Raw genomic sequence first — 25,912 nt, forward strand, 5'->3', positions numbered from 1 at the left:
AGCTTTTTTTATTGGAAGTATTTCTCTAATCCGCTTTCGATCCCATCTGTTACTTTTTCTTGGTATGAATTGCTATGTACAATGGCTTCTTCCTGCGGATGGCTTACATATCCCAGCTCGTACAGCATAGCGGGCTGTCTGTTTTCCCGGAGCACATAATAATCTCCGAATAATACGCCGCGGTCTGGAATGGAAGAACGCTTCACCACTTCTGAGTGGACATCTGATGCGAGTTCCTGATCTTTGGCAGGACTGTAGTAATATGCTGTACTGCCTCTTGTAGAGGTATCCGCATAGCTGTCATAATGAATGCTGATAAAGGCGTCAGCGTTACGGTAGTGAGAGGTAGAGACCCGTGACTGCAGGCTGACAAAGGTATCATCCTGGCGTGTCACATATACATCCGCTCCAGCCGATCTAAGTTTGCTGGCGAGCAGTTTTGCCGTTTTGATCGTCAGGTTTTTCTCGAATTTCCCCGAATACCCGATCGTTCCGCTGTCTTTTCCTCCATGTCCCGGGTCAACAATAATCGTTTTATTGTTTAGAGAGCCGTTTCCAGACGGGGAATCAGAGACTGGCGGTTCACCTGCTTCTTCTGCGCTTTTAGACGTTTGGACCACCCAATTGGCTACATAAGCAGTCTGCCCGTTATCAAGCTTTATTTCATACCAGCTTCCCTTTGAACCGGTAATGGTGTATGAATCTCCTTTGGCAGCGCGCTCAACGATCGAAGCTGATGTTGACGCATCACTTCTTAGATTCGTTCCTCCGTACATGATATAGGCTTTTTTAGCGGAGGATGAACTGCCGGCATTTGCTGAATCATCAGCTGGAACAGAACTAGTCAAAAGGTAATGGCTTGCAACCCAGCCTTTTAGCCCGTTCACCTCAATGTGAGCCCAGCCATTTTTCTCGTTGAGAACCGTCAGTTTCGTTCCGCGATCAAGTTTTGTTATAATTGCCGCGTCATGTGAGGCGGAGGCTCTTACATTTAGCGAAGAAACACCGACTGTGCCCGTCGTTGACTCACCGGAATCCTCGGTTTGGTCACTCTCATCAGACGCTGAACTGCTGCCTCCTGATGTGACATATTCAGATGATACCCATCCGGTGGCACTGTGATAGGATATCTTGATCCAGCCCGAATCTTTATCAATGACAGATGCTTGGCTGCCTTGCGGAAATTTGCCGATGACTTCGTAGGAAGTGCCCGGGCCGCTTCTCATCCGCAGATCGGGGTCTGTTGATGTCACAGTGTCACTGCTTCCTGAGGAGCTTGTGCTGGCCTGGTCTTCCTTTGTAATAAGCCAGGAGACTACCCAGCCCTTTTCTCCAGAACCAAGCTGTATCTGCACCCAGTCTCCATCTTCCTTTAAAATTGGATAGCGTTCTCCCTTTTTTACTTCCGCTGTAATGCCGTAGCTAAGCCCTGGGCCGCTTCTGACGTTCATTTCATCTGTTGCGATGACCGCTTCTCCTTGAGCAGCTGTAACGGATGAAAAGGTCGGGAATAGCGCTGAGGTGAAAATAATACATACAATAAGGACAAAGTATTTCTTGTTCATTGTGTCCTCCTTTCTGATGATCATTAAAAAAGCATTCTTGTTTAATATCGTAAAGTCCTTTCTGATTTTTAAATAAAAATAAAATGATTTGTTTATACTAAGCGTAAATACAATCAAAAAGGTGTGCAAATCATGAAATATCATCCAAAAATGGGACGTGCATTTCACGACGGTGAAGCGAATCTGCATTACAGCGATCACGCAGATCCCGATACGACTGGTTATCTTACGGAAACAGCATCTGAATTTGGTCTTATGTCCAAAGAAGCAGCGCTGAGGAAAAACAACCGGAATAAAGCTTGACAGAGAACCCCAATCCCATTATTATAATAGAAATTGAGTACATAGCAAATGATGAAAGATTTGAACCAATAATGGAGAAGAGTAGGTCAGATTGCATGATTAGAGAGGAACCCGCCCCAGGCTGAAAGCGGATCCCATTGCGTCTTTCTCGAAACAACACTCCGGAGGTTTCCTGCTGAACGCGTGAATAACGCCATTAGGCAGTGAACGTGAACCTGCGTTAAAGGATCGAGCGGGAATATGAACGTATTCCAACTAGGGTGGCACCACGGGTATAACTCTCGTCCCTACTATCATGTATAGTAGGGGCGGGAGTTTTTTTCATTTTCATCATTAACGATCATTGGATATTTTATAAGGAATACATAAGGAGGTCTACCTATGGGATATAACATTCCGAGAGGAACACAGGATATTCTGCCTGGAGAATCAGATCGCTGGCAGTTTGTTGAACAAATTATGAGAGACACTTGCCGCACTTATCAATATAAAGAAATCCGCACACCGATTTTTGAGCATACAGAACTGTTTGCCAGAGGCGTCGGAGAATCAACGGATATCGTACAAAAAGAAATGTATACCTTCGAGGACCGCAAAGGCAGAAGCCTGACGCTTCGTCCGGAGGGAACAGCTGCTGCGGTTCGCGCTTTTAATGAAAACAAGCTGTTCGCAAATCCTGTACAGCCGACAAAGCTTTATTATGTCGGGCCGATGTTCCGTTATGAACGTCCTCAGACGGGCCGTTACCGCCAGTTTTATCAGTTTGGAATTGAAGCGATTGGTTCGAAAGACCCTGCAATCGACGCTGAAGTAATGGCGCTTGCGATGAGTATTTATGAAAAAGCAGGTTTAGAAAACGTTAAGCTTGTCATAAACAGTCTCGGCGATCAAGATAGCCGCAAAAGCTACAGAGAAGCGCTCGTGAAACACTTCGAGCCTCGCATCGAAGAATTTTGTTCAGACTGCCAGTCCCGGCTGCACACGAACCCGCTTAGAATTTTGGACTGCAAAAAAGACCGTGATCATGAGCTGATGAAATCGGCACCTTCGATTTTGACATATTTAAATGAAGAATCAGCCGCTTATTTTGAAAAAGTGAAACAATACTTAAATGATCTTGGCATTTCGTATGAAATCGATCCGAACCTTGTGAGAGGGCTGGATTATTACAACCACACCGCATTTGAAATTATGAGCAATGCGGAGGGCTTTGGCGCGATTACGACACTTGCCGGCGGCGGACGCTACGACGGGCTTGTCGAACAGATCGGCGGACCTGAAGCACCGGGCATCGGATTTGCGATGAGCATCGAACGCTTGCTTGCCGCAATTGATGCTGAAAAAAGAGAGCTGCCTGTTGATAAGGGAATCGACTGCTATATCGTCACACTCGGCGAAAAAGCAAAGGATTATTCTGTTTCATTGGTGTACAAACTGAGAGAAGCAGGCATTTCCAGTGAAATCGATTATGAAAATAAGAAAATGAAAGGCCAGTTTAAAACAGCTGATCGCTTAAATGCCAGATTTATTGCGATTTTGGGTGAAGATGAGCTTGCCCAAAACAAAATCAATGTAAAGGATGCACAGACGGGCGAACAGATTGAAGTGGCACTTGATGAATTTATACATGTGATGAAGGCAAACCAAAAGGGATAAGGAGTGAAACGCATTGTTTGGAAGAACATATTATTGCGGTGATATAACTGAAAAAGCAATTGGCGAATCTGTAACGCTGAAAGGCTGGGTCCAAAAAAGACGAGACCTCGGCGGATTGATTTTTATTGACTTGCGTGACCGTACGGGCATTGTTCAAGTCGTTTTTAACCCTGATGTGTCAAAAGAAGCGCTTGCTGTTGCGGAAGGCATCAGAAATGAATACGTGCTTGATATTCAAGGAAAAGTGGTAGCGCGTGAAGAGGGAACAGTTAATCCGAATTTAAAAACAGGCGCGATCGAAATACATGCTGATGGAGTGAACGTATTAAATGCTGCAAAGACACCCCCATTTGCGATTTCTGATCAAGCTGAAGAAGTGTCAGAGGACGTTCGTTTAAAACACCGTTACTTAGATTTGCGCAGACCGGCTATGTTCCAGACGATGCAGCTGCGCCATAACGTGACGAAAGCTGTTCGCAGCTTTTTAGATGAAAATGGGTTTCTTGATATTGAAACGCCGATTTTAACAGGAAGCACGCCTGAAGGCGCACGTGACTACTTGGTGCCGAGCCGTGTGCACGAAGGTGAGTTCTACGCGCTGCCTCAGTCCCCGCAGCTATTTAAACAGCTTCTGATGGTATCAGGCATTGAACGATATTATCAAATTGCCCGCTGTTTCCGCGATGAAGACTTGCGTGCGGACCGCCAGCCTGAGTTTACGCAAATTGATATTGAAATGTCCTTTATGAGCCAGGAAGACATTATGTCATTGGCTGAGGAGATGATGGCAAAGGTTATGCGTGAAACAAAAGGTGAGGAACTTAAGCTTCCTCTTCCTCGAATGACGTATGACGAAGCAATGAACAAGTACGGTTCTGATAAACCGGATACGCGTTTTGACATGCTTTTGACGGATGTGTCTGACATTGTAAAGGATACGGAATTTAAAGTGTTCTCATCAGCTGTAGCAAACGGCGGCGTGGTCAAAGCCATCAACGTAAAAGGCGGTGCCGGCGATTACTCCAGAAAAGACATCGACGCTCTTGGCGCTTTTGCTGCAAACTACGGGGCGAAAGGACTTGCCTGGGTGAAGGTTGAGGCAGACGGAGTGAAAGGCCCGATCGCTAAATTCTTTGATGAAGAAAAGCAGTCTAAGCTGATTGAAGCACTTGATGCTGCTGAAGGTGATTTGCTGCTGTTCGGAGCGGATCAATTCGAAGTTGTGGCCGCATCACTCGGCGCCCTGCGCTTAAAGCTTGGGAAAGAGCGCGGGCTGATTGACGAAAAATTGTTCAATTTCTTATGGGTTATCGACTGGCCGCTATTAGAGCATGATCCGGAAGAAGGACGTTTTTACGCAGCGCACCATCCGTTCACAATGCCTGTCCGAGAAGACCTTGAGCTGATTGAAACAGCGCCTGAAGACATGAAAGCACAAGCTTATGACCTCGTCTTAAACGGCTATGAGCTTGGCGGCGGTTCAATCCGTATTTTTGAAAAGGATATTCAGGAAAAAATGTTTGCGCTCCTCGGCTTCTCACCAGAAGAAGCGGCTGAACAGTTCGGATTCCTGCTGGAAGCATTTGAATACGGCGCTCCTCCGCACGGCGGAATCGCACTCGGCTTAGACCGTCTCGTTATGCTTCTAGCTGGACGTACGAACCTGAGAGATACGATTGCATTCCCGAAAACGGCAAGTGCAAGCTGCCTGATGACAGAAGCGCCAGGCGAAGTAAGCGATGCCCAGCTTGACGAGCTTCATCTTTCTATCAAGAAAAAAGTTAAGAACTGAATTTGCAGTTCGATTCTTGAAAATCAAAATCGTCTGTGATATGATTTTGACAAGTTAAATAAAGTCCTGATGTGTTAGTTGTACACCTAGTTTTGACCGAACATTTTTTTGATTTGGGAGCCCGCATTTTTAAATGGCGTACATGCCTCTTTTCATTCGGTAAAGAGGACTTACAAGATTTAAAAGAGGGCACCCACCTGCTGAGAGCGGGTTCAAAACAAAGGAAAGCTGCAACGGCACTATTGGGACTTTATTTTTTGTGCGCAGAAAAAACGGCTGCTCATGGATCAGCCATTTTATAGATGAAACCAGAATACGAATGTGGAGTGAGGTTCTTGTTACACCAGTTTTCACGCAATGAATTAGCTATCGGAAAAGAAGGCCTTGAAACGCTGAAAAACAGCACAGTTGCTGTGCTTGGAGTCGGGGGAGTCGGGTCGTTCGCGGCGGAAGCTCTCGCGCGGTCAGGCGTCGGCCGCATTCTGCTTGTCGACAAAGATGATGTCGACATTACAAATGTAAATCGTCAGCTTCACGCGCTGCTTTCAACTGTCGGACAGCCGAAAGTTGATTTAATGAAGGCGCGGATCGCAGACATTAACCCGGAGTGTGAAGTGATCGCGTTAAAAATGTTCTATACGGAGGAAACGTATGAGCAGTTTTTTGACTATGATCTTGACTATGTCATTGATGCGTCAGACACCATTTGTTATAAAATTCATTTAATGAAAGAATGTCTAAAACGGGATATTCCGCTCATCTCCAGCATGGGTGCTGCAAATAAAACGGATCCGACACGCTTCCAAATCGCTGATATCTCAAAAACGCACACTGATCCAATTGCGAAGGTCGTTCGTACGAAATTACGCAAGGAGGGTATCAAAAAAGGCGTTCAAGTGATTTTCTCTGATGAAAGCCCGATTGTTATTCGGGAAGATGTCAGAAAAGAAGTGGGGAATGACGAAGCGAAAATACGTAAAGCAAAAATGCCGCCTTCCTCTAATGCTTTTGTGCCGTCAGTTGCAGGTTTGATTATGGGCGGACATGTTGTCATGGATCTTTTGAAAGACATTGAAATCAAACGTGTGAAGGATAAATAATGCATAAAAACAGCCTTGATGATCAAGGCTGTTTTTTTGTTTTATTTTCTTTTCATTAATTTATCGTACACCTGCTTTAAGGCAGATTCGAACTTTCCAGTCTGTTTCGGCTTATAGTATTGCTTATTTTTCAGAGGATCAGGGAGGTATTGTTGTTCGACCCAACCGTTGTCGTAATTGTGCGGGTATTTATAGTCGATTCCTCTTCCTAATTCCTGAGCTCCTTTATAATGCGCGTCTTTTAAATGCTTCGGGACATCCCCAATTTTTCCGGCTCTGATATCTGCCAGGGCCTCATCGATTGCCAGAATGGCAGAGTTTGATTTCGGTGAGAGGCAAAGCTCAATAACTGCGTTGGCCAGCGGGATTCGTGCTTCAGGAAACCCGACTCGCTCAGCGGTCTGAATAGCGTTCAGCACTCTAGGGCCGGCTTGCGGGCTTGCTAAACCGATATCCTCATAGGCGATAACAAGCAATCGTCTTGCGATGCTCTCCAGATCACCGGCTTCAATTAATCTAGCCAAATAGTGAAGAGCAGCGTTGGCATCAGAGCCGCGGATTGATTTTTGAAAAGCGGACAGTACATCATAATGCGCGTCACCATCTTTATCGTGAGAAAAGCTTTTTTTCTGCAAGCATTCTTCCGCGGTTTCTAATGTAATGTGAATTTCACCGTCTGCTGACTCCTTCGTTGACAACACGGCAAGCTCAAGCGCATTTAAAGCGGAGCGGACATCTCCTCCGCATCCGTGGGCAAAATGCTCCATCGCCTGATCATCAATGGATACAGAATAGGTGCCAAGGCCCCGATGCTCATCATGGAGCGCACGTTCCAGTGCCTGTTTAATCAGTTCAGGTGTTAACGGTTCAAGCTCAAAAATCTGGGTCCGGCTTCTGATCGCCGGATTAATGGCATGATACGGGTTAGCCGTCGTTGCTCCGATCAAAATGATCATTCCGTTTTCTAAATAGGGTAATAGAAAATCCTGTTTTCCTTTATCCAGCCTGTGGACTTCATCCAGAATCAAAATCACTTGGCCGGACATCTTGGCTTCCTGAGCTACGATTTCCATATCTTTTTTATTGTTAATGACAGCATTCAGCTTTCGAAAAGCAATACTTGTTGAACCGGCGATTGCTGTTGCGATTGATGTTTTTCCAATTCCGGGCGGCCCGTACAAAATCATGGATGACAAATGTTTTGCCTGGACCATTCTGCCAATAATTTTATCTTCAGCCACCAGATGCTGCTGGCCGATAATATCCTCTATTTTTGTCGGACGCATCCGATATGCCAATGGCTTCATCTATCATCTCTCCTTACTTAATTACAGGGTAACGGAAAACCGTACATTAGAAAAGGGTAAAGGCCCCTTTCCTTCTGCCTCAATGAAAATTCGCTGAAGGTATGTTATAATAACAGTTGGTCTATAAGATAATAAACGGACGAAACATATAGAAATTACCATTATAAATGTGGAAAATCATGAAATAACAGAGGTGTTCATGTTGAAAATATCAACTAAGGGAAGATACGGGCTCACCATTATGATCGAGCTTGCAAAAAAGCACGGTGAAGGCCCGACTTCATTAAAAAGCATCGCACAGACGAATAATTTGTCCGAGCATTATTTGGAGCAGCTGGTATCGCCGCTCAGAAATGCCGGTTTAGTGAAAAGCATCAGAGGCGCATATGGCGGATATGTATTAGGCAGTGAGCCGGATGCCATTACCGCGGGAGATATTATCCGTGTGCTTGAGGGGCCGATCAGCCCTGTTGAAGTGCTGGAAGATGAGGAGCCTGCCAAGCGTGAGCTCTGGATTCGCATCCGGGATGCTGTAAAAGAGGTTTTGGACAGTACAACATTAGAGGATCTTGCCAGCTATACAGACGGAGAGCAAGAAGCTTATATGTTCTATATTTAGATCAGAGGTGTAAACATAATGGAACGGATTTATTTAGATCATGCCGCAACGTCTCCGATGGATGAGCGCGTGCTGGAAAAAATGATACCGCACTTCTCCGGCAGTTTCGGTAATCCCTCCAGTATTCATTCATTTGGCAGAGAATCTCGAAAATGGGTGGATGAAGCAAGAGCGCAGATCGCAGCAGAAATCGGAGCGGCAGAGCAGGAGATCATTTTTACAAGCGGGGGAACGGAAGCTGATAACTTGGCGATCATGGGAACCGCACTTGCAAGAAAAGATCTTGGCAGACATATCATCACAACAAAAATTGAGCATCACGCCGTGCTTCACACATGTGAAAAACTTGAGGAAGACGGATTTGACATAACGTATCTGGACGTTGACCAAAATGGAAGAGTCAGTGCAAAACAGGTGAAAGAAGCACTGCGTGATGATACAATCCTTGTGACAGTGATGTATGGAAATAATGAAGTTGGAACAGTGCAGCCGATCGAAGAAATCGGTGAGCTGTTAAAGGAACACAAAGCTTATTTTCATACCGATGCTGTTCAGGCATTCGGGTTGCTGCCAATTGACGTGAAAAACAGCCATATTGACCTTCTGTCTGTTTCCGGGCACAAGCTCAACGGGCCAAAAGGGACAGGCTTTTTATATGCTAGTAAAGATGTGAAGCTTTCACCGCTTTTATTCGGAGGAGAGCAAGAAAGAAAACGCCGTGCCGGAACGGAAAATGTTCCAGGCATTGTCGGGCTGAAAGAAGCGATCAAGCTGTCAAGTGAAGAACGTGACGAAAAAAACGAGAAGTATCAATCGTTTAAAGCAATCTTTGCCGACACGCTTAGAGATGCAGGTGTGGCATTCGAGGTCAACGGGGACAAAGAGCATAGTCTGCCGCATGTTCTGAATCTTTATTTCCCCGGTGTGTCAGTGGAAGCGCTGCTGGTTAATCTTGATATGGCTGGTGTCGCTGTCTCCAGCGGTTCAGCGTGCACGGCCGGTTCAGTCCTGCCGTCACATGTTCTGACTGCTATGTTCGGAGAAGAGAGTGACCGGCTGACGTCCTCTATTCGAATCAGCTTCGGCCTCGGCAATACGGCTGAGCAAGTGAAAACTGCTGCCAAACATGTGGCCGACGTTGTCAAACGGCTGACACAATAAGGCGGCTTAGTAATTGGAGTGAATGAAATGGAAAAACGGCCGGAGGATACAAGAGTCGTCGTCGGCATGTCCGGCGGAGTAGACTCATCTGTGGCGGCCCTGCTGTTAAAAGAACAGGGCTATGATGTAATCGGAATCTTTATGAAAAACTGGGATGATACGGACGAAAACGGTTTTTGCACGGCGACAGAGGATTATGAAGATGTGATCCGCGTCTGCAACCAAATCGGAATTCCGTATTATGCCGTAAACTTTGAAAAGCAATATTATGAGAAGGTATTTCAATACTTCCTTGATGAATATAAAGCAGGCAGAACACCAAACCCGGATGTATTGTGCAACAAAGAAATTAAATTCAAGGCCTTTTTGGAGCATGCATTGTCACTTGGCGCCGACTATTTAGCGACTGGCCACTATGCAAGAGTAGACAGAAGCGGCGAAAAAGTCAGAATGCTGCGCGGCATTGATGAAAACAAGGATCAAACGTACTTCTTGAATCAGCTGACAGAAGATACGCTGAGCAAAGTCATGTTCCCGATCGGCGAACTTCAAAAAAGCCGTGTGCGTGAAATTGCCAAAGAAGCAGAACTTGCAACAGCGACGAAAAAAGACAGTACAGGCATCTGCTTTATCGGCGAACGCAACTTCAAAACGTTTCTCAGCCAATATCTCCCTGCACAGCCGGGCGATATGATGACGATGGACGGCGAAGTAAAAGGCCGCCACGACGGGTTGATGTACTATACGATCGGACAGCGTCACGGCCTTGGCATCGGCGGAAGCGGCGAGCCGTGGTTTGCGGTAGGCAAAGATCTTGAAAAGAACATCCTCTACGTGGATCAAGGGTTCCATAACCCGCTTTTATATTCTGACAAAATCACAGCAACAAATATCAGCTGGGTACGTTCGGATATCATGAAGGGCGAAGAGATTTCCTGCACGGCTAAATTCCGTTACCGCCAAGAAGATCATAAAGTAACGGTGCGCATGACTGGCGAGGGTGAAGCGGAAGTCATCTTTGATGAACAAGTCCGCGCTGTAACGCCGGGACAAGCCGTTGTCTTCTATGACGGCGAAGAATGCCTTGGCGGCGGGACAATTGATGATGTGTACAAAGACGGAACAAAATTGTGGTACGTATAAAAGATGAAAAACCTCAACACTGAGTTGGGGTTTTTTAATGAAAGGAAGATGATCGGTGGATTATAATCAACTCGGTATAGAGGCGATGCAGGAAGGCGATTACGAGAAAGCGGCAGAGGCATTTACAAAAGCGATTGAAGAAAATAAAGAAGACGCGATTCCGTATATCAATTTTGCCAACCTGCTTTCATCCGTAAACGAGCTGGAACGTGCGCTTGCGTTTTATGATAAAGCGCTTGAATTAGACAGTAGCGCAGCCACTGCTTATTATGGAGCAGGAAATGTCTATGTTGTAAAAGAAATGTACAAAGAAGCGAAAGACATGTTTGAAAAAGCGCTACGTGCGGGGATGGAAAACGGCGACCTGTTTTACATGCTCGGAACGGTACTTGTCAAGCTCGAACAGCCTAAGCTTGCACTGCCATATTTACAAAGAGCGGTCGAACTGAATGAAAACGATACGGAAGCGCGTTTTCAATTCGGGATGTGCTTAGCCAACGAGGGCATGCTGGACGAAGCGCTCAGCCAATTCGCAGCTGTGACAGAGCAAGACCCGGGGCATGCAGATGCATTTTATAATGCCGGTGTCGCTTATGCTTATAAAGAAAACCGAGAAAAAGCGCTGGAAATGCTGAACAAGGCAATCGATATCCAGCCAGATCATATGCTTGCGCTTCATGCTAAAAAACTGATTGATCCATCATAACAGGCACAGGAGGAGGGACAGCTCGTGCAGCAGCATCCGGATCAGCTTAAACTGGAGGAAGAGCCCTATTTAAAAGGGACAGTCAACACAGTCATCTATCATAATGGCACCAATTTATATACGGTTCTGAAAGTGAAAGTCACAGAGACCTCCGAAGCCATTGAAGATAAAGCCGTATCCGTGACGGGCTACTTCCCTGCGCTTCAAGAAGAAGAGACCTACACGTTTTACGGAAAGATCGTAACCCATCCAAAATTCGGGCTCCAATTTCAGGCGGAGCATTTCAAAAAGGAGATTCCAACGACTAAGGAAGGCATCATTCAATATTTATCGAGTGATTTATTCGAGGGGATCGGCAAAAAAACAGCTGAAGAAATTGTGAAAAAGCTGGGCGACAGCGCCATTAATAAAATATTGGCTGACGCTTCAGTGCTTTATGATGTTCCCAGACTCTCAAAAAAGAAAGCAGACACGCTGGCTGGCGCATTGCAGCGGCATCAGGGACTGGAGCAAATCATGATTTCCTTGAATCAGTTTGGCTTTGGCCCGCAGCTGTCTATGAAAATCTATCAAGCCTATGAATCCGAGACGCTTGAAAAGATTCAGGAAAATCCTTATCAGCTTGTGAAGGATGTAGAAGGCATCGGGTTTGGAAAAGCGGATGAGCTGGGCAGCAGAATGGGTCTTTCGGGTAATCATCCTGAGCGGGTAAAAGCTGCTATTTTGTACACGCTTGAAACGACTTGTCTGTCAGAGGGGCACACGTACATAGAAACGGAACAGCTGATCATTGACACCCAATCTCTGTTAAATCAGTCAGCAAGGGAAGGACAGCGCATCACAGAAATGGATGCCGCTAACGCGATTATTGCCCTTGGAGAAAATAAAGACATTGTCATAGAAGATGGCCGCTGTTATTTTCCTTCGCTGTTTTACGCAGAACAAAACGTTGCAAAGCGTGTGAAACATATCGCTAGCCAAACCGAATATGAGAACCAGTTTCCCGAATCAGAGTTTTTGCTCGCGTTGGGAGAACTGGAAGAACGGATGGACGTTCAGTATGCCCCCAGCCAGAAGGAAGCGATTCAAAAAGCCCTTTCCTCGCCGATGCTTCTTTTAACAGGCGGCCCGGGAACAGGAAAAACGACGGTAATCAGAGGGATTGTCGAGCTCTACGGAGAGCTTCACGGTGTGTCACTAGACCCGTCAGCTTATAAAAAGGATGAAGCTTTTCCGATTGTTTTGGCCGCTCCGACAGGGAGAGCAGCAAAACGGATGAGTGAATCAACGGGACTCCCTGCAGTTACGATACACAGGCTGCTTGGCTGGAACGGCGCTGAAGGCTTTACTCATACAGAGGATCAGCCGATCGAAGGGAAGCTGTTAATTATCGATGAAGCCAGTATGCTTGATATATGGCTGGCGAATCATTTGTTCAAGGCGATCCCTGATCATATACAAATCATCATTGTCGGAGACGAAGACCAGCTGCCTTCCGTCGGTCCGGGACAAGTGCTCAGAGACCTGCTGGCATCCCAGGTGATTCCGACTGTGAGACTGACAGACATCTATCGCCAGGCAGAAGGGTCATCAATCGTCGAGCTTGCCCACCAGATGAAAAATGGATTGCTGCCGAACAATTTGACTGCCCCGACAAAGGACCGTTCCTTTATTCGCTGCGGCGGGTCGCAAATCAAAGAAGTAGTTGAGAAGGTTGTCGCCAATGCATTGAAAAAAGGCTATACAGCAAAGGACATTCAGGTCCTCGCTCCGATGTACAGAGGAAAAGCCGGCATTAATGAATTGAATGTGATGCTGCAGGACATTTTAAATCCTCCTAAAGAAAAACGGAGAGAATTGAAGTTCGGGGATGTTGTCTACAGAACCGGAGATAAAATTTTGCAGCTTGTCAATCAGCCGGAAAACAATGTGTTCAACGGAGATATTGGCGAAATCACGTCGATATTTTATGCAAAGGAAAATACAGAAAAAGAAGACATGGCCGTCGTTTCTTTTGACGGCAATGAAATGACATTTACGAAAAAAGATTTTAATCAATTTACCCATGCGTATTGCTGTTCTATTCATAAATCGCAGGGAAGTGAATTTCCGATTGTGGTTTTGCCTGTTGTGAAAGGCTATTATAGAATGCTCAGAAGAAACCTTCTTTATACCGCGATTACAAGAGCGAAGAAATTTCTCATTTTATGCGGGGAAGAGGAGGCGCTGGAGTGGGGCGTGAAAAATAATGATGCAACTGTCAGACAGACCTCCTTGAAAAACAGGCTGTCCGTACAGGTTGAGGAAATGGATGCCGAGCTTGAAGCTTTGCAAAAAGAGCTCCCGTTCAGCGTACACGACGCCAACATTGGCATGGAAGGCATTACACCATTCGATTTTATGAAAGAAGAACAGCAATAAAATGCTCCCGTGCAAGCGGGAGTTTTTTTTCATTTGCAGTGGAATTGATTTCATCGTATGAGTCTAAGGCGCAAAGCAAAACCTAAGCCTGTTCAACAAAAGGTGGTTGATCACACTTTGAGAACATGCCATGAAGTAGAAGGATTCCCAGTATACTCAGAACGAACTTCTAGTTATCTCGGGACAATTTCCGATATTTGTTTTTCTTTGAAAGGAGATTGTCTTGGGTTTATTCTTGCGCAAAAACGCTTTTTGCATCATCATCATGCGCTATTACGGGCGTGTGATATCTCTTCCATTTTTGATGACCGCATATTGGCTTCGGTCAGTTCAGAACAGCTTTTGCCTCTTCCGAAATCATGCTTCACATACGAGCAGATGAAGATGAAGCTTGTGAAATCGCAAGAGGGGGATATATTGGGGATGCTGGAAGATGTATACTTTTGTTTGGACAGGGGCATAATCGTAGCATATGAACTCTCGGACGGTTTCTTTTCTGACCTGGCGGGAAGCAAGCGCCAGATCCAAAGAGCGGATTCGCTTGTCGAGGTGCGGAAAGACGAGATCGTTCTGAACGGATAGAGGTGTGAGGTATGCTTATATGCCCGAATTGCAAAAGTAAGGATATCGGCAAAATCGGCGTGAACCAATATTATTGCTGGGGCTGTTTTATTGAACTGACAGTGGCGAAAGGGAAGATTGCAACTCATCAGGTGGAAGAAGACGGAACGTTAAGCAGCTTGGATGATTTGTTTTCTGAGGATGAACGCAGCATCAATTTTTAATCATGAAAGGAGATGCGCAGGATGAATCGGACGATGACTTCTCTTTTGGCAATGGGAGCCGGAGCTCTCGTGTACCGAATGGCGACTCAATCTGACATGCTGAATAATCGAAGCATGAAGCGGATGAGAAGAAGAATTACGAAAATGTTTTAATGCAAAAAGGATACTCTCCAAAGAGTATCCTTTTCTATGTTTGCCGGACCTCGAGGCGTCTTGCTGCGAGTGAAAGGCTGTAGTTGACTGCGAAATACATAAGGGCCGCAAGTAAAAAGATCGGGAAAAAATAACTGCCGTCAGCGCTTTGGCCGTTAATAATTTGCGCGTTGTGAATCAGTTCAGGCAGGGCGATCACAACAGCGAGCGATGTATCTTTTAATAAAGAAATAAACTGGCTTACGATGGGCGGAACCATGCGGCGAAGCGCTTGCGGCATAACGATAAAGAACAGGGTCTGTGTATAGCTCAGCCCGGAGGAGCGCGCCGCTTCAATTTGTCCTTTGTCAATTGATTTCAGTCCGCTTCGGATAATTTCAGATAGCATAGCGGATTCAAAAATCGTTAGTGCTGTAATTGCAGCAGCTGTAATTTCAAGCTTAATCCCAATTTCCGGAAGGGCAAAAAACGTAAAGAAAATAATTAACAGCAAGGGGAGGTTTCTGATCGTTTCAACGAGAACTGCAATCAATTGAGAAAGAACGGGAACTTTCGCATAACGCAGGGTGCCTGCGATTAAACCGAAGAAAAAGCTCAGAATGATGGAGATGAAAGCAACGTACAAGGTGACGAGAAAGCCATCCCATAAAAACGCTAAATGCTCCTGTGAATAAGCACCGATGAAATCCAATGTAACTCACTCCTTATCAATAGCTTTTTTCCAGCCGTTTTTCCAGATAGTTAACACCGATGCTAAGCGGAATCGTCAGCACTAAGTAAAAAAGCGCCACGAAAATATAAACATCAAATACAACGAGTGTGCTCGACGAAACTAAATCAGCCTGGTACATAAGATCCAATCCGGCCACAACCCCAAGAATCGAAGAGTTTTTGACTAAGTTTAAAAATTGATTGCCTAAAGGCGGAATGACGATTTTGATTGCCTGCGGCAAAATGATATGGAGCATGGCTTGGCTGTAGGTAAAGCCTGACGAGCGTGCCGCTTCCATCTGCCCTTTTGAAACAGACTGGATGCCTGCTCTGATGGCTTCAGCGATAAACGCAGAGGTATAAATGGTGAGAGCAACCGTTCCCGCTTGAAAACCGTCAAGCCTCAGGCCTGCGTTTGGAAGTCCGAAATAGAAAACAAAGGTAATTAAAAGAAGAGGGATGTTGCGGATGAATTCTACATATGCGGTCCCGAACCATTGCAGCGGCTTAAAGACTGTTATTCTCATAACCGCTACAGCAACGCCGAGGACAAAACTGCCGGCCAGCGCGATAACACTTGCGAGCAAGGTATGGTAAAAACCGTCCATATACATGCCGAAGTTATCGAAAAGAATTGACACATTCATCTGCCTATTCACTCCTTATCAAATTGGGATGAGCATCGCCTGCTCATCCCGGGATGGTTGTTATTCAGCTGGGTCTTCTTTGATCCATTTTTTATAAATTTCATCGTATCTGCCATCCGACTTCATCTTTTTAAGTGAAGCGTTGATTTCTTTCGCGAGAGCAGATTGCCCTTTTTTCACGGCGATCCCGTAAGGCTCATCTGTAAAAGGCTTTCCTGTTAATTGATAATTTTTATTTTCATCGGCCATTCCATATAAAATCGCATTATCTGTGGTGAGGGCATCGCCTTGCCCCGATTTAAGGGCTGTAAAGGCTTCTGCGTAGTTTTCAAATTCTAAAACAGATGCTTCAGGCGCCTTTTCACGAATGTTTTGAGAGGAGGTGGAGCCTTTTACTGCAAGAACTTTTGAGCCTTTGTCAAGATCCTCGACACTCTTGATTTTGCTGCCTTTTTTCACGAGAAGCGATTGCCCGGCCTCGAAATAGACATCAGAAAAGTCAACTTCCTTTTTTCGTTCATCAGTGATCGTCATTGTGGCGACAATGGCGTCGATATCCCCGTTTTGCAGCATAGGAATCCTTGTTTTTGAGGTGACCTCTTTAAATTCAGCTTTTTTCTCATCACCTAAAATGTCTTTAGCGATTTGTTTGGCAATATCAATATCAAAACCCTCAATCTCACCTGAGCTTGGATTTTTAAGACCGAACAGTCGAGTGTCCGTTTTTACGCCGAAGACAATTTTGTCATTGTCTTTAATGGCGGCTAGCGTATCTTTTTTGCTCTCCTTTGAGGCTTCTCCGTTTGATCCCTTGCTGCCGCAAGCGGCAAGCAAGATGACAGCGAATAAAGAAATCAATGCTAAAGAAAAAATCTTTTTCATACAAGCTCCCCCATTTCTGTTTTAATGATTTAAAATACGGCTTAAGAATAAGCGGGCCCGTTCTTCCTTCGGGTTCGCGTAAAATTCAGCCGGCACTGCTTCTTCTAAAATTTTTCCTTCGTCAATGAAGACAATCCGATCGGCAACTTCTTTGGCAAACCCCATTTCGTGTGTCACGACAACCATTGTCATGCCTTCTTTGGCGAGTGTTTTCATGACATCTAGCACCTCACCGATCATTTCAGGATCAAGTGCTGATGTCGGCTCGTCAAACAGCATGACCTCCGGCTTCATCGCCAGTCCTCTTGCGATGGCAACACGCTGTTGCTGCCCGCCGGAAAGCTGGGAAGGATAGGCGTCAGCCTTGTCTGGGATGCCGACTTTTTCAAGATAGTACCGCGCCGTTTCCTTTGCTTGTTCAGGTGATTGTCTAAGCACTTTTACCGGAGCCAGCATGATGTTCTGCAGCACTGTTTTATGCGGATATAAATGAAAGTGCTGAAACACCACCCCGATATTTTGCCGCACTTGATTGATATCAGTTTTTCTGTCGTTAATGGCGGTGCCGTTTACTGTAAGCACTCCCTCATTGATCGACTCAAGTCTGTTGATGCATCTGAGCAATGTGCTTTTACCGGAACCGGATGGGCCGATGATAACAACGACTTCACCTTTTTCGATTTGAAGATTAATTTGTTTTAACACGTGAAAATCTCCGTAATGCTTGTTTACATTTTGAAATGTGATCATCGCAATCCTCCTATCAGAAAATTTGACCAAAAAGTAAATGATCAAACTTTTCTGAAAATTAAAAGTGAAAAAATGTCCATGACTTCTGACTGACTAAAGAAACATAAAGAATAATTCCTTGTAAACCTCAAAAGATATAGGTGAGGTGAAAGCAGATGCTCCAAAAACCGGTGCAGCTTTTGTTGTGGGTGGCTATTTGTTTGCTGGTTCTGTTAACAGTCTATGTCTTTTTTATGCTTGATATGTTATGGTCACCCTTTTGGCTCGTCATAAAAACGATCTTTATTCCCTTGATCATTTCTATTTTTATATCTTATTTATTGCTTCCGGTCACAGAATGGCTGCATGGCAAAGGATTGCCTAGGACTTTGAGCATCTTGGTCATTTATGTTCTTTTTTTTGGCGGGATTGGCTGGGCGTTGTATAAAGGGGTGCCTGTTTTAATCGTGCAGCTGACGGATTTGTCAGAAAATATACCCATGTTTGCCGAAACGTATAACGGGCTTCTTCTTCATGTGCATAACCATACGGATGACTGGCCTGATGGTATGCATCACCGTATAGATAAAATGATCCGCCAGACGGAGGCGTTTTTTGCGGGAACGATCGAGGGTGCGATCAGCGGGATCCGCAATGTGCTTGATTACTTCTTAATTGCTGCAACAATCCCTTTTCTCGTGTTTTATATGGTGAAGGACATTGAGTTAATGAAAAAGACAGTATGGTACTTGACTCCGAAGTCGTGGAGAAAGCGGGGCAGCGCCTTTTTGCGGGATGTGGATGATTCGCTTGGCGATTATATCCGCGGCCAGCTTTTGGTCTGCTTGATTCTTGGCGTGATTGCAGGCATTTCGTTCTGGGTATTTGGGCTTCCGTATCCGCTGATACTTGGCCTTATCTCTGGGGTAACGAATGTCATCCCGTATTTTGGCCCTTTCATCGGAGCTGTTCCTGCGTTGTTAATTGCGATGACGATCTCAGTCAAGGCGGTTCTTGTTGTGGTGATTACGGTGTTTATTCTGCAGTTTATGGAAGGAAATATCCTCAGTCCGTTCATTGTCGGCAGAAGCCTTAAAATGCATCCGGTCGTTATCATGCTTGCACTCCTTGCCGGAGGGGAGCTTGCGGGTATCGTCGGGATGATTCTGGCTGTTCCTGCGACGGCTGTTTTAAAAGTAATGATGATCCATTTTTTGCGGATGAGGACGGAGCATTGACATCGGCGTGCCGCTTGTCTATAATTTCTCGTAGAATACATACGAATCTCGAGTGACGGATCTGAGTACGCCGAAGCCCTGTTAAAGAGAGAAGCTCCATAAGCTGAAAGGAGCTTTATCAGAAGATCGGAGGAAGCTAATCCTGAGTGCAGTTAATCACTGCCGCTTATCCTGCGTTACAGGGTTAAAGGTGACGGGCGAATGAATGCCCGTAATCAGGGTGGTACCGCGAGACAGCTCTCGTCCCTGTGTAAACGTTGGTTTGCATAGGGGGAGGGCTTTTTTGCTGTCACTGAAGAGAATTTCGATTTTTATAGAGGAGGAAATACAATGAAACACTTAACTTCTGCGGAAGTGCGTCAAATGTTTTTGGATTTCTTTAAAGAAAAAGGACATGCGGTAGAGCCAAGCGCGTCATTAGTGCCTCATGAGGATCCTTCACTGCTTTGGATCAACAGCGGTGTTGCGACGCTGAAAAAATATTTTGACGGCCGTGTCGTGCCGGAAAATCCAAGAATCGTAAACGCTCAAAAAGCGATCAGAACAAACGATATAGAAAATGTAGGTAAAACTGCGCGCCATCACACTTTCTTTGAAATGCTCGGAAACTTTTCCATCGGCGATTATTTCAAAGAAGAAGCCATTACATGGGCTTGGGAGTTTTTAACGAGCGACAAGTGGATTGGCTTCGACAAAGAGCTTCTCTCTGTTACGGTTCATCCTGAAGATGAAGAGGCATATGAGTTTTGGGCGAAAAAAATCGGTATTCCTGAAGAAAGAATTATCCGTCTGGAAGGGAACTTCTGGGATATCGGTGAAGGGCCGAGCGGACCGAATACGGAAATCTTTTACGACCGCGGTGAAGCATACGGTAATGATCCAGAAGATCCGGAGCTTTACCCAGGCGGGGAAAACGACCGTTACCTGGAAGTATGGAACCTTGTGTTCTCAGAGTTCAACCATAACCCTGACGGCACGTACACACCGCTTCCAAAGAAAAATATTGATACAGGCATGGGTCTTGAAAGAATGGTATCTGTCATCCAGAATGTTCCGACAAACTTTGACACCGATTTGTTTATTCCGATCATCAAAGCAACAGAATCGATTTCTGGTGAAACATATGGCAAAGACAATGTGAAAGACACTGCGTTTAAAGTGATTGCTGACCATATCAGAACGGTTGCCTTTGCTGTCAGTGACGGTGCGCTGCCGTCAAATGAAGGCCGCGGCTATGTATTAAGACGCTTATTACGCCGTGCCGTGCGTTATGCCAAAACGATCAACATCCATCGTCCGTTCATGTTTGATTTAGTGCCGGTTGTCGCAGAAATCATGGCTGATTTCTATCCTGAAGTGAAAGAGAAAGCGGATTTCATCGCAAAAGTCATTAAAACCGAGGAAGAACGCTTCCATGAGACCCTTAATGAAGGGCTTGCGATCCTGTCAGAAATGATCAAAAAAGAAAAAGACAAGGGCAGCAGCGTTATCTCAGGTGCTGATGTGTTTAAACTGTATGATACGTATGGATTCCCGGTTGAATTGACTGAAGAATACGCAGAAGACGAGAACATGGCGGTTGATCATGAGGGTTTTGAGGAGGAAATGAACCAGCAGCGTGAACGGGCAAGAAACGCCCGCCAGGATGTCGGCAGCATGCAGGTGCAGGGCGGCGCACTGCGCGACGTGACAGATGAAAGCACATTTGTCGGCTACTCTCAAACCAAAGCTGATGCCAATATCATTGTGCTTCTTCAGGACGGCCAACTAATCGAAGAGGCTCATGAAGGAGAAAGCGTTCAAATCATTCTTGATGAAACACCGTTCTATGCAGAAAGCGGCGGCCAAATTGGCGATAAAGGCTATCTCCGAAGCGAGCAGGCAGTTGTAAGAATTAAAGATGTTCAAAAAGCGCCGAATGGCCAGCATGTGCATGAAGGTGTTGTGGAGAGCGGCACTGTTCAAAAAGGCCTGCATGTTACGGCTGAAGTTGAAGACCATATGAGAAGCGGCGTCATTAAAAACCACACGGCAACGCATTTATTGCATCAGGCTCTAAAAGATGTTCTTGGAACTCATGTCAATCAGGCGGGCTCTCTTGTAACGGAAAACCGTCTTCGTTTTGACTTCTCGCACTTTGGCCAAGTGACAAAAGAAGAGCTCGAACAAATTGAAAGAATCGTAAACGAAAAGATCTGGGCGAGCATCCCGGTCAGCATTGATTTGAAACCGATCGCTGAAGCAAAAGAAATGGGTGCGATGGCACTGTTCGGCGAAAAATATGGCGATATTGTCCGTGTCGTTCAAGTTGGAGATTACAGCTTAGAGCTGTGCGGCGGCTGCCATGTCAGAAATACAGCAGAAATCGGCTTGTTTAAAATCGTTTCTGAATCTGGAATCGGCGCAGGCACAAGACGGATTGAAGCTGTAACGGGACAAGGCGCTTACGTCGAAATGAACAGCCAGATTTCTGTATTGAAGCAGACCGCTGACGAGCTGAAAACAAATATCAAAGAAGTGCCGAAACGGGTCGCGGCTCTGCAGGCTGAACTGAAGGATGCACAAAGAGAAAATGAATCTCTTCTTGCAAAACTAGGCAACGTGGAAGCAGGAGCAATCCTGTCGAAAGTAAAAGAAGTTGACGGCGTAAACGTGCTTGCGGCAAAAGTAAATGCAAAAGACATGAATCATCTCCGCACTATGGTCGATGAACTCAAAGCAAAGCTTGGCTCTGCGGTGATCGTGCTTGGTGCGGTACAAAACGATAAAGTTAATATCTCTGCCGGTGTCACAAAGGACCTCATTGAGAAAGGACTTCACGCCGGCAAGCTGGTTAAACAAGCTGCGGAAGTTTGCGGCGGAGGCGGCGGAGGCCGTCCGGACATGGCGCAGGCAGGCGGTAAACAGCCGGAAAAATTAGAAGAAGCTTTGGCTTCTGTAGAAGATTGGGTGAAATCCGTTTTATAATTCGCCCATGTAGTGTAGAATGATGGTAAGATTAGGACCCCAGGCTGAACTTTGCCTGCGAATTTGGGAAAGAGGTGCAAAACGGTGAGCTCGTTTGATAAAACGATGAAATTTAATTTCTCCGATGATTCTGCTGAGACTAACGTAAATGAGGTGCTGATTACAGTGTATGACGCGCTTCAGGAAAAGGGCTACAATCCAATCAACCAGATTGTCGGATACTTGCTGTCAGGTGATCCCGCTTATATTCCTAGGCATCGTGACGCTCGCAATTTAATTCGCAAACTTGAAAGAGACGAATTAATCGAGGAATTGGTAAAGTCTTATTTAGAACAGCATAAAGAGGCGTAAATAAAGAATGAGAATATTAGGACTCGATTTAGGAACCAAAACACTCGGTGTAGCTCTGAGCGATGAAATGGGCTGGACTGCTCAAGGCATTGAGACCATAAAGATAAATGAAGCAGAAGGCGATTATGGTTTATCCCGTTTATCTGAACTGATAAAGGACTATACTATAGATAAAATCGTGCTCGGCTTTCCTAAGAACATGAACGGAACAGTCGGCCCGAGAGGCGAAGCCAGCCAAACATTTGCGAAAGTGCTTGAAACAACGTACAATGTTCCTGTTGTGCTGTGGGACGAGCGTCTTACCACAATGGCGGCTGAAAAAATGCTGATTGCAGCTGACGTCAGCAGGCAAAAACGAAAAAAAGTCATTGATAAAATGGCGGCTGTTATGATTTTACAAGGATATCTTGACAGCTTAAATTAAAGCCAGAGGTGAAGAAAATGGAACACGGCGAAAAAAATATTACAATTGTTGACGATCAAGGAAATGAACAGCTTTGTGAAGTGCTGTTTACATTTGAAAACGAAGAGTTTGGCAAGTCTTATGTCTTGTACTATCCAATCGAATCAAAAGATGACGAAGAAGTAGAAATTCTTGCTTCCAGCTTCACGCCAAACGAAGACGGTGAAAACGGTGAGCTATTCCCGATTGAAACTGACGAAGAATGGGATATGATCGAAGAAACACTAAACACATTCTTAGCGGACGAAGACGAAGAGTAAAACATCGCGCCAAACCAAAGCCGGAGCTATACTGCTCCGGCTTTTTTCTGCTTTATGCAGGCCTCTTTTTGTAATAAATTGCCGAAATACAATGAATCATGTAGTATAAGAGCTGATGGGAGGAGACCTAATGTATATCAATCAGCAAAAAAAATCGTTTTTTAATAAAAAAAGAATCATACTGTCTTCCATTGTTGTGCTGTTTCTCATCATTGGCGGGGCATTTTTATATGGGAAATCATTGCTTGAACCTGTTGAAAAAGACAGTAAAACGACAGTTAATATTAACATTCCGAGCGGTTCGTCTGTTTCAGCCATCGCATCGATATTAAAGAAAAATGATGTCATAAAAAGCGAGAAGGCGTTTCAGTACTATGTGAAATATAAAGGTGCTTCCGGGTTTCAGGCCGGATTCTACCATCTGAATAAAGGTATGGATTTAGATGCCATTATTCAGAAGCTGACAAGCGGGGCTACAGGTTACGCTTTTCAAATCACAGTGACTGAGGGAGCACAGCTGACCCAAATCGCGTCTGCTATTGCTGATGAAACAAAATACTCTAAAAAACAAGTCATAGCGAAGCTGGACGATGAAACATTTATCAATCAGCTGAAGAAAGAATTCCCGGACACTGTGACAAATGATGTTTTCAATAAAAACATTAAGCACCCGCTTGAAGGGTACCTATTCCCGGCTACATACCCTTTTAACGATCCGGACACATCACTTGAAGACATTATCAAGGCAATGATTAAGCAGACAAATTCTTATGTGGAAACATATAAATCAGAAATGAAGAAAAACAAACTTTCTGTGCATAAGCTGCTGACGATGGCTTCTTTGATAGAAGAAGAAGCGACTGAAAAAGCCGACCGCCACAAAATTGCGAGCGTCTTTTATAACCGCCTGAAAAAGAAAATGCCGCTCCAAACAGATCCGACCGTGCTGTACGCGGCAGGCAAGCATAAAGATCGGGTTCTTTATAAGGATCTGGAAATCGATTCACCATACAATACGTATAAAAACACAGGGCTGACGCCAGGGCCGATTGCCAATGCCGGCATGTCGTCATGGGAAGCGGCGCTGCATCCGGATAAAACGGACTATCTGTATTTCTTGGCCAAATCAAATGGTGAGGTCGTATTTACAAAAACGCTAAAAGAGCATAATAAAGCAAAAGAAAAATACATTTCCTCAAAAAATGAGAAATAAAAGGAGAGCAAAAAGCTCTCCTTTTGTTCGCTTTCCGCAAGGTTTTATGATAAAATATATCGGGTTGTTTACCGAAGTATCATGATGTATTCAGAGAGTGTCCTGCGCATAAGACTGGGGCACTCCTTTTTAGAACGGGAGGCTGTTTGTAGTGACTGACCGGTATGAACAAATAAATGACTATATAGAAGCATTATTAAAGCCTCGGCCGGATAACGTGAAGAAGCTTGAAGCATATGCAGAAGAACATCATGTCCCGATCATGGAAAAAGCGGGCATGGAGGTGCTGCTTCAAATTTTGTCTGTGAAACAGCCGAAAAAAATACTAGAAATTGGAACGGCCATTGGTTATTCAGCCATTCGAATGGCGCTGGAGCTGCCGTCTGCTGAAATATATACAATTGAACGCAATGAGAAACGGCATGAAGAAGCGGTAAACAATATCAAGGAATTTCAGCTTGATGACCGGATTCATGTTTTTTACGGAGATGCGCTTGAATTAGCCGACGCCGTTCATGTAACCGCGCCTTACGATGTCATTTTTATTGACGCTGCAAAAGGTCAGTATCAAAACTTTTTTCATTTATATGAACCGATGCTTTCACCGGACGGGGTGGTTATAACAGACAACGTGCTGTTTAAAGGTCTGGTGGCAGAGGATTACAGCAAAATAGAACCGAAGAGAAGGCGCAGGCTTGTAGCAAAAATTGATGAATATAATCATTGGCTGATGAATCATCCGGATTATCAAACTGCGATTATTCCTGTCGGGGACGGACTTGCGATTAGTAAAAAGAAGAGGTGAACGTCATGAAAAAACCAGAGCTCTTAGTGACGCCGACAAGTACAGCGGACATTTTGCCGCTCATACAGGCTGGGGCAACTGCGTTTTTAGTTGGGGAACAGAGATACGGCTTGAGATTAGCCGGAGAATTTTCTCGTGAAGATGTAACAAAAGCCGTAGAGATTGCTCACAAAGAAGGAGCAAAAGTATACGTTGCTGTAAATGCAATTTTCCATAACGATAAAGTGGGTGAGCTTGGCGAATATCTGGCTTTCTTAGCAGAAGCCGGTGTCGATGCAGCGGTATTCGGTGATCCTGCCGTGCTGATGGCTGCCCGTGAATCTGCGCCTGATCTGAAGCTTCATTGGAGCACAGAAACGACAGGCACCAACTATTATACATGCAACTACTGGGGACGCAAGGGTGCGGCGCGTTCTGTGCTTGCCAGAGAATTAAACATGGACAGCATTGTTGAGATTAAAGAAAATGCTGAAGTCGAAATTGAAATCCAGGTGCATGGAATGACGTGCATGTTCCAATCGAAGCGTTCTTTGATTGGAAACTATTTTGAATATCAGGGCAAAGTCATGGACATTGAAAGAAAGAAAAAAGAATCAGGCATGTTTTTACACGATAAAGAACGCGATAATAAATATCCGATTTTCGAAGATGAAAACGGCACTCACATCATGAGCCCGAACGATGTGTGCATCATTGATGAGCTCGAGGAATTGATAGATGCCGGAATTGATTCTTTCAAAATCGATGGTGTTTTGAAAACGCCTGAATACCTAATAGAAGTCACCAAAATGTACAGAGAAGCAATTGATTTGTGCGTGGAAAACCGTGACGAATACGAAGCGAAAAAGGAAGACTGGATCGAACGCATTGAAAGCATCCAGCCTGTAAACAGAAAAATTGATACCGGATTCTTCTTCAAGGAAACGGTTTATTAA

General features: G+C 45.0%; 26 protein-coding genes, 1 other RNA gene and 1 other annotated feature. Of the genes, 21 read left to right on the top strand and 6 right to left on the bottom strand.

Translation table 11 applies throughout. The features are described from left to right. Nucleotides 1-8: 8 nt before the first annotated feature. Complete coding sequence (locus tag MKY10_RS07855; protein ID WP_015251568.1) at nt 9-1,565, bottom strand: SH3 domain-containing protein; 1,557 nt, start codon at nt 1,563-1,565, stop codon at nt 9-11. Nucleotides 1,566-1,697: 132 nt separating this feature from the next. On the opposite strand from MKY10_RS07855, the gene MKY10_RS07860 reads away from it, so the two are divergent. The 5 genes from MKY10_RS07860 to MKY10_RS07880 all read left to right on the top strand — a co-directional run bounded on the left by MKY10_RS07860 (nt 1,698) and on the right by MKY10_RS07880 (nt 6,416). Continuing rightward, complete coding sequence (locus MKY10_RS07860; protein ID WP_004399157.1) at nt 1,698-1,868, top strand: YrzK family protein; 171 nt, start codon at nt 1,698-1,700, stop codon at nt 1,866-1,868. 59 nt (nt 1,869-1,927) lie between these two features. Then, nucleotides 1,928-2,160, top strand: a binding site (T-box leader). Nucleotides 2,161-2,249: 89 nt separating this feature from the next. Further along, on the top strand, nt 2,250-3,524 hold the full coding sequence (gene hisS, locus MKY10_RS07865; RefSeq protein WP_015251569.1) for a histidine--tRNA ligase: 1,275 nt from the start codon (nt 2,250-2,252) through the stop codon (nt 3,522-3,524). A 13-nt stretch (nt 3,525-3,537) separates the two neighbouring features. Further along, nucleotides 3,538-5,316, top strand: coding sequence for an aspartate--tRNA ligase (aspS, locus tag MKY10_RS07870; RefSeq protein WP_015251570.1), 1,779 nt, complete (start codon nt 3,538-3,540; stop codon nt 5,314-5,316). A gap of 60 nt (nt 5,317-5,376) precedes the next feature. Next, nucleotides 5,377-5,569: non-coding RNA, 6S RNA (ssrS, locus tag MKY10_RS07875), on the top strand. An 82-nt stretch (nt 5,570-5,651) separates the two neighbouring features. Continuing rightward, entirely contained in the window at nt 5,652-6,416 is a 765-nt protein-coding gene (locus MKY10_RS07880) for a tRNA threonylcarbamoyladenosine dehydratase (RefSeq protein ID WP_003229763.1), read from the top strand. 41 nt (nt 6,417-6,457) lie between these two features. Here the strand turns inward: MKY10_RS07880 and MKY10_RS07885 are convergent, their stop codons facing one another. Then, complete coding sequence (locus MKY10_RS07885; RefSeq protein ID WP_004398500.1) at nt 6,458-7,723, bottom strand: replication-associated recombination protein A; 1,266 nt, start codon at nt 7,721-7,723, stop codon at nt 6,458-6,460. A 202-nt stretch (nt 7,724-7,925) separates the two neighbouring features. Here MKY10_RS07885 and cymR point away from each other — a divergent pair, with 202 nt between their 5' ends. The 8 genes from cymR (at nt 7,926) to MKY10_RS07925 (ending at nt 14,711) form a co-directional block, all read left to right on the top strand. After that, nucleotides 7,926-8,342, top strand: a complete 417-nt coding sequence (gene cymR / locus MKY10_RS07890) for a cysteine metabolism transcriptional regulator CymR (protein ID WP_003225879.1) — start codon at nt 7,926-7,928, stop codon at nt 8,340-8,342. Nucleotides 8,343-8,360: 18 nt separating this feature from the next. Continuing rightward, entirely contained in the window at nt 8,361-9,503 is a 1,143-nt protein-coding gene (locus tag MKY10_RS07895; RefSeq protein WP_003229769.1) for a cysteine desulfurase family protein, read from the top strand. 27 nt (nt 9,504-9,530) lie between these two features. Continuing rightward, entirely contained in the window at nt 9,531-10,646 is a 1,116-nt protein-coding gene (mnmA, locus tag MKY10_RS07900; RefSeq protein ID WP_014480424.1) for a tRNA 2-thiouridine(34) synthase MnmA, read from the top strand. 85 nt (nt 10,647-10,731) lie between these two features. Further along, complete coding sequence (locus tag MKY10_RS07905) at nt 10,732-11,352, top strand: tetratricopeptide repeat protein (RefSeq protein WP_015251572.1); 621 nt, start codon at nt 10,732-10,734, stop codon at nt 11,350-11,352. Nucleotides 11,353-11,376: 24 nt separating this feature from the next. Then, nucleotides 11,377-13,773, top strand: coding sequence for an ATP-dependent RecD-like DNA helicase (locus MKY10_RS07910; RefSeq protein ID WP_015251573.1), 2,397 nt, complete (start codon nt 11,377-11,379; stop codon nt 13,771-13,773). Nucleotides 13,774-13,830: 57 nt separating this feature from the next. After that, complete coding sequence (locus MKY10_RS07915; RefSeq protein WP_010886583.1) at nt 13,831-14,355, top strand: PRC-barrel domain-containing protein; 525 nt, start codon at nt 13,831-13,833, stop codon at nt 14,353-14,355. Nucleotides 14,356-14,366: 11 nt separating this feature from the next. Further along, complete coding sequence (locus MKY10_RS07920; protein WP_003225893.1) at nt 14,367-14,558, top strand: hypothetical protein; 192 nt, start codon at nt 14,367-14,369, stop codon at nt 14,556-14,558. Between the two features lie 21 nt (nt 14,559-14,579). Beyond that, nucleotides 14,580-14,711, top strand: coding sequence for a YrzQ family protein (locus MKY10_RS07925; RefSeq protein ID WP_003229780.1), 132 nt, complete (start codon nt 14,580-14,582; stop codon nt 14,709-14,711). Nucleotides 14,712-14,745: 34 nt separating this feature from the next. On the opposite strand, the gene MKY10_RS07930 is transcribed toward MKY10_RS07925, so the two are convergent. The 4 genes from MKY10_RS07930 to MKY10_RS07945 are packed head-to-tail and all read right to left on the bottom strand — an operon-like array spanning nt 14,746 to nt 17,701. Next, complete coding sequence (locus MKY10_RS07930) at nt 14,746-15,402, bottom strand: amino acid ABC transporter permease (protein ID WP_003229784.1); 657 nt, start codon at nt 15,400-15,402, stop codon at nt 14,746-14,748. A gap of 16 nt (nt 15,403-15,418) precedes the next feature. Then, a complete protein-coding gene (locus tag MKY10_RS07935; protein ID WP_029727139.1) occupies nt 15,419-16,069 on the bottom strand; it encodes an amino acid ABC transporter permease in 651 nt (216 codons plus the stop codon). A gap of 60 nt (nt 16,070-16,129) precedes the next feature. Beyond that, the gene (glnH, locus tag MKY10_RS07940; RefSeq protein WP_015251575.1) at nt 16,130-16,951 is read right to left on the bottom strand and encodes a glutamine ABC transporter substrate-binding protein GlnH; all 822 of its coding nucleotides are present in this window, start codon (nt 16,949-16,951) and stop codon (nt 16,130-16,132) included. A gap of 21 nt (nt 16,952-16,972) precedes the next feature. Next, nucleotides 16,973-17,701 (bottom strand): amino acid ABC transporter ATP-binding protein, encoded by a 729-nt coding sequence (locus MKY10_RS07945; RefSeq protein ID WP_339226382.1) that lies wholly within the window; start codon nt 17,699-17,701, stop codon nt 16,973-16,975. Nucleotides 17,702-17,856: 155 nt separating this feature from the next. On the opposite strand from MKY10_RS07945, the gene MKY10_RS07950 reads away from it, so the two are divergent. The 8 genes from MKY10_RS07950 (at nt 17,857) to MKY10_RS07985 (ending at nt 25,912) form a co-directional block, all read left to right on the top strand. After that, nucleotides 17,857-18,918 carry an AI-2E family transporter gene (locus MKY10_RS07950; protein WP_009967889.1) on the top strand — a complete coding sequence of 354 codons (1,062 nt, stop codon included), beginning with the start codon at nt 17,857-17,859 and terminating at the stop codon, nt 18,916-18,918. 330 nt (nt 18,919-19,248) lie between these two features. After that, entirely contained in the window at nt 19,249-21,885 is a 2,637-nt protein-coding gene (alaS, locus tag MKY10_RS07955) for an alanine--tRNA ligase (RefSeq protein WP_015251576.1), read from the top strand. 84 nt (nt 21,886-21,969) lie between these two features. Continuing rightward, complete coding sequence (locus MKY10_RS07960; RefSeq protein WP_003225903.1) at nt 21,970-22,236, top strand: IreB family regulatory phosphoprotein; 267 nt, start codon at nt 21,970-21,972, stop codon at nt 22,234-22,236. Between the two features lie 7 nt (nt 22,237-22,243). Next, complete coding sequence (ruvX, locus tag MKY10_RS07965; RefSeq protein WP_003229795.1) at nt 22,244-22,660, top strand: Holliday junction resolvase RuvX; 417 nt, start codon at nt 22,244-22,246, stop codon at nt 22,658-22,660. 17 nt (nt 22,661-22,677) lie between these two features. Further along, entirely contained in the window at nt 22,678-22,959 is a 282-nt protein-coding gene (locus MKY10_RS07970; RefSeq protein ID WP_003246199.1) for a DUF1292 domain-containing protein, read from the top strand. A gap of 130 nt (nt 22,960-23,089) precedes the next feature. Continuing rightward, nucleotides 23,090-24,172 carry an endolytic transglycosylase MltG gene (mltG, locus tag MKY10_RS07975; protein ID WP_015251577.1) on the top strand — a complete coding sequence of 361 codons (1,083 nt, stop codon included), beginning with the start codon at nt 23,090-23,092 and terminating at the stop codon, nt 24,170-24,172. Nucleotides 24,173-24,323: 151 nt separating this feature from the next. Then, on the top strand, nt 24,324-24,977 hold the full coding sequence (locus MKY10_RS07980) for an O-methyltransferase (RefSeq protein ID WP_015251578.1): 654 nt from the start codon (nt 24,324-24,326) through the stop codon (nt 24,975-24,977). A gap of 5 nt (nt 24,978-24,982) precedes the next feature. Continuing rightward, the gene (locus tag MKY10_RS07985) at nt 24,983-25,912 is read left to right on the top strand and encodes a peptidase U32 family protein (RefSeq protein ID WP_015714428.1); all 930 of its coding nucleotides are present in this window, start codon (nt 24,983-24,985) and stop codon (nt 25,910-25,912) included.

This window comes from Bacillus sp. FSL P4-0290, from assembly GCF_037975435.1.
GTDB lineage: Bacteria > Bacillota > Bacilli > Bacillales > Bacillaceae > Bacillus > Bacillus subtilis.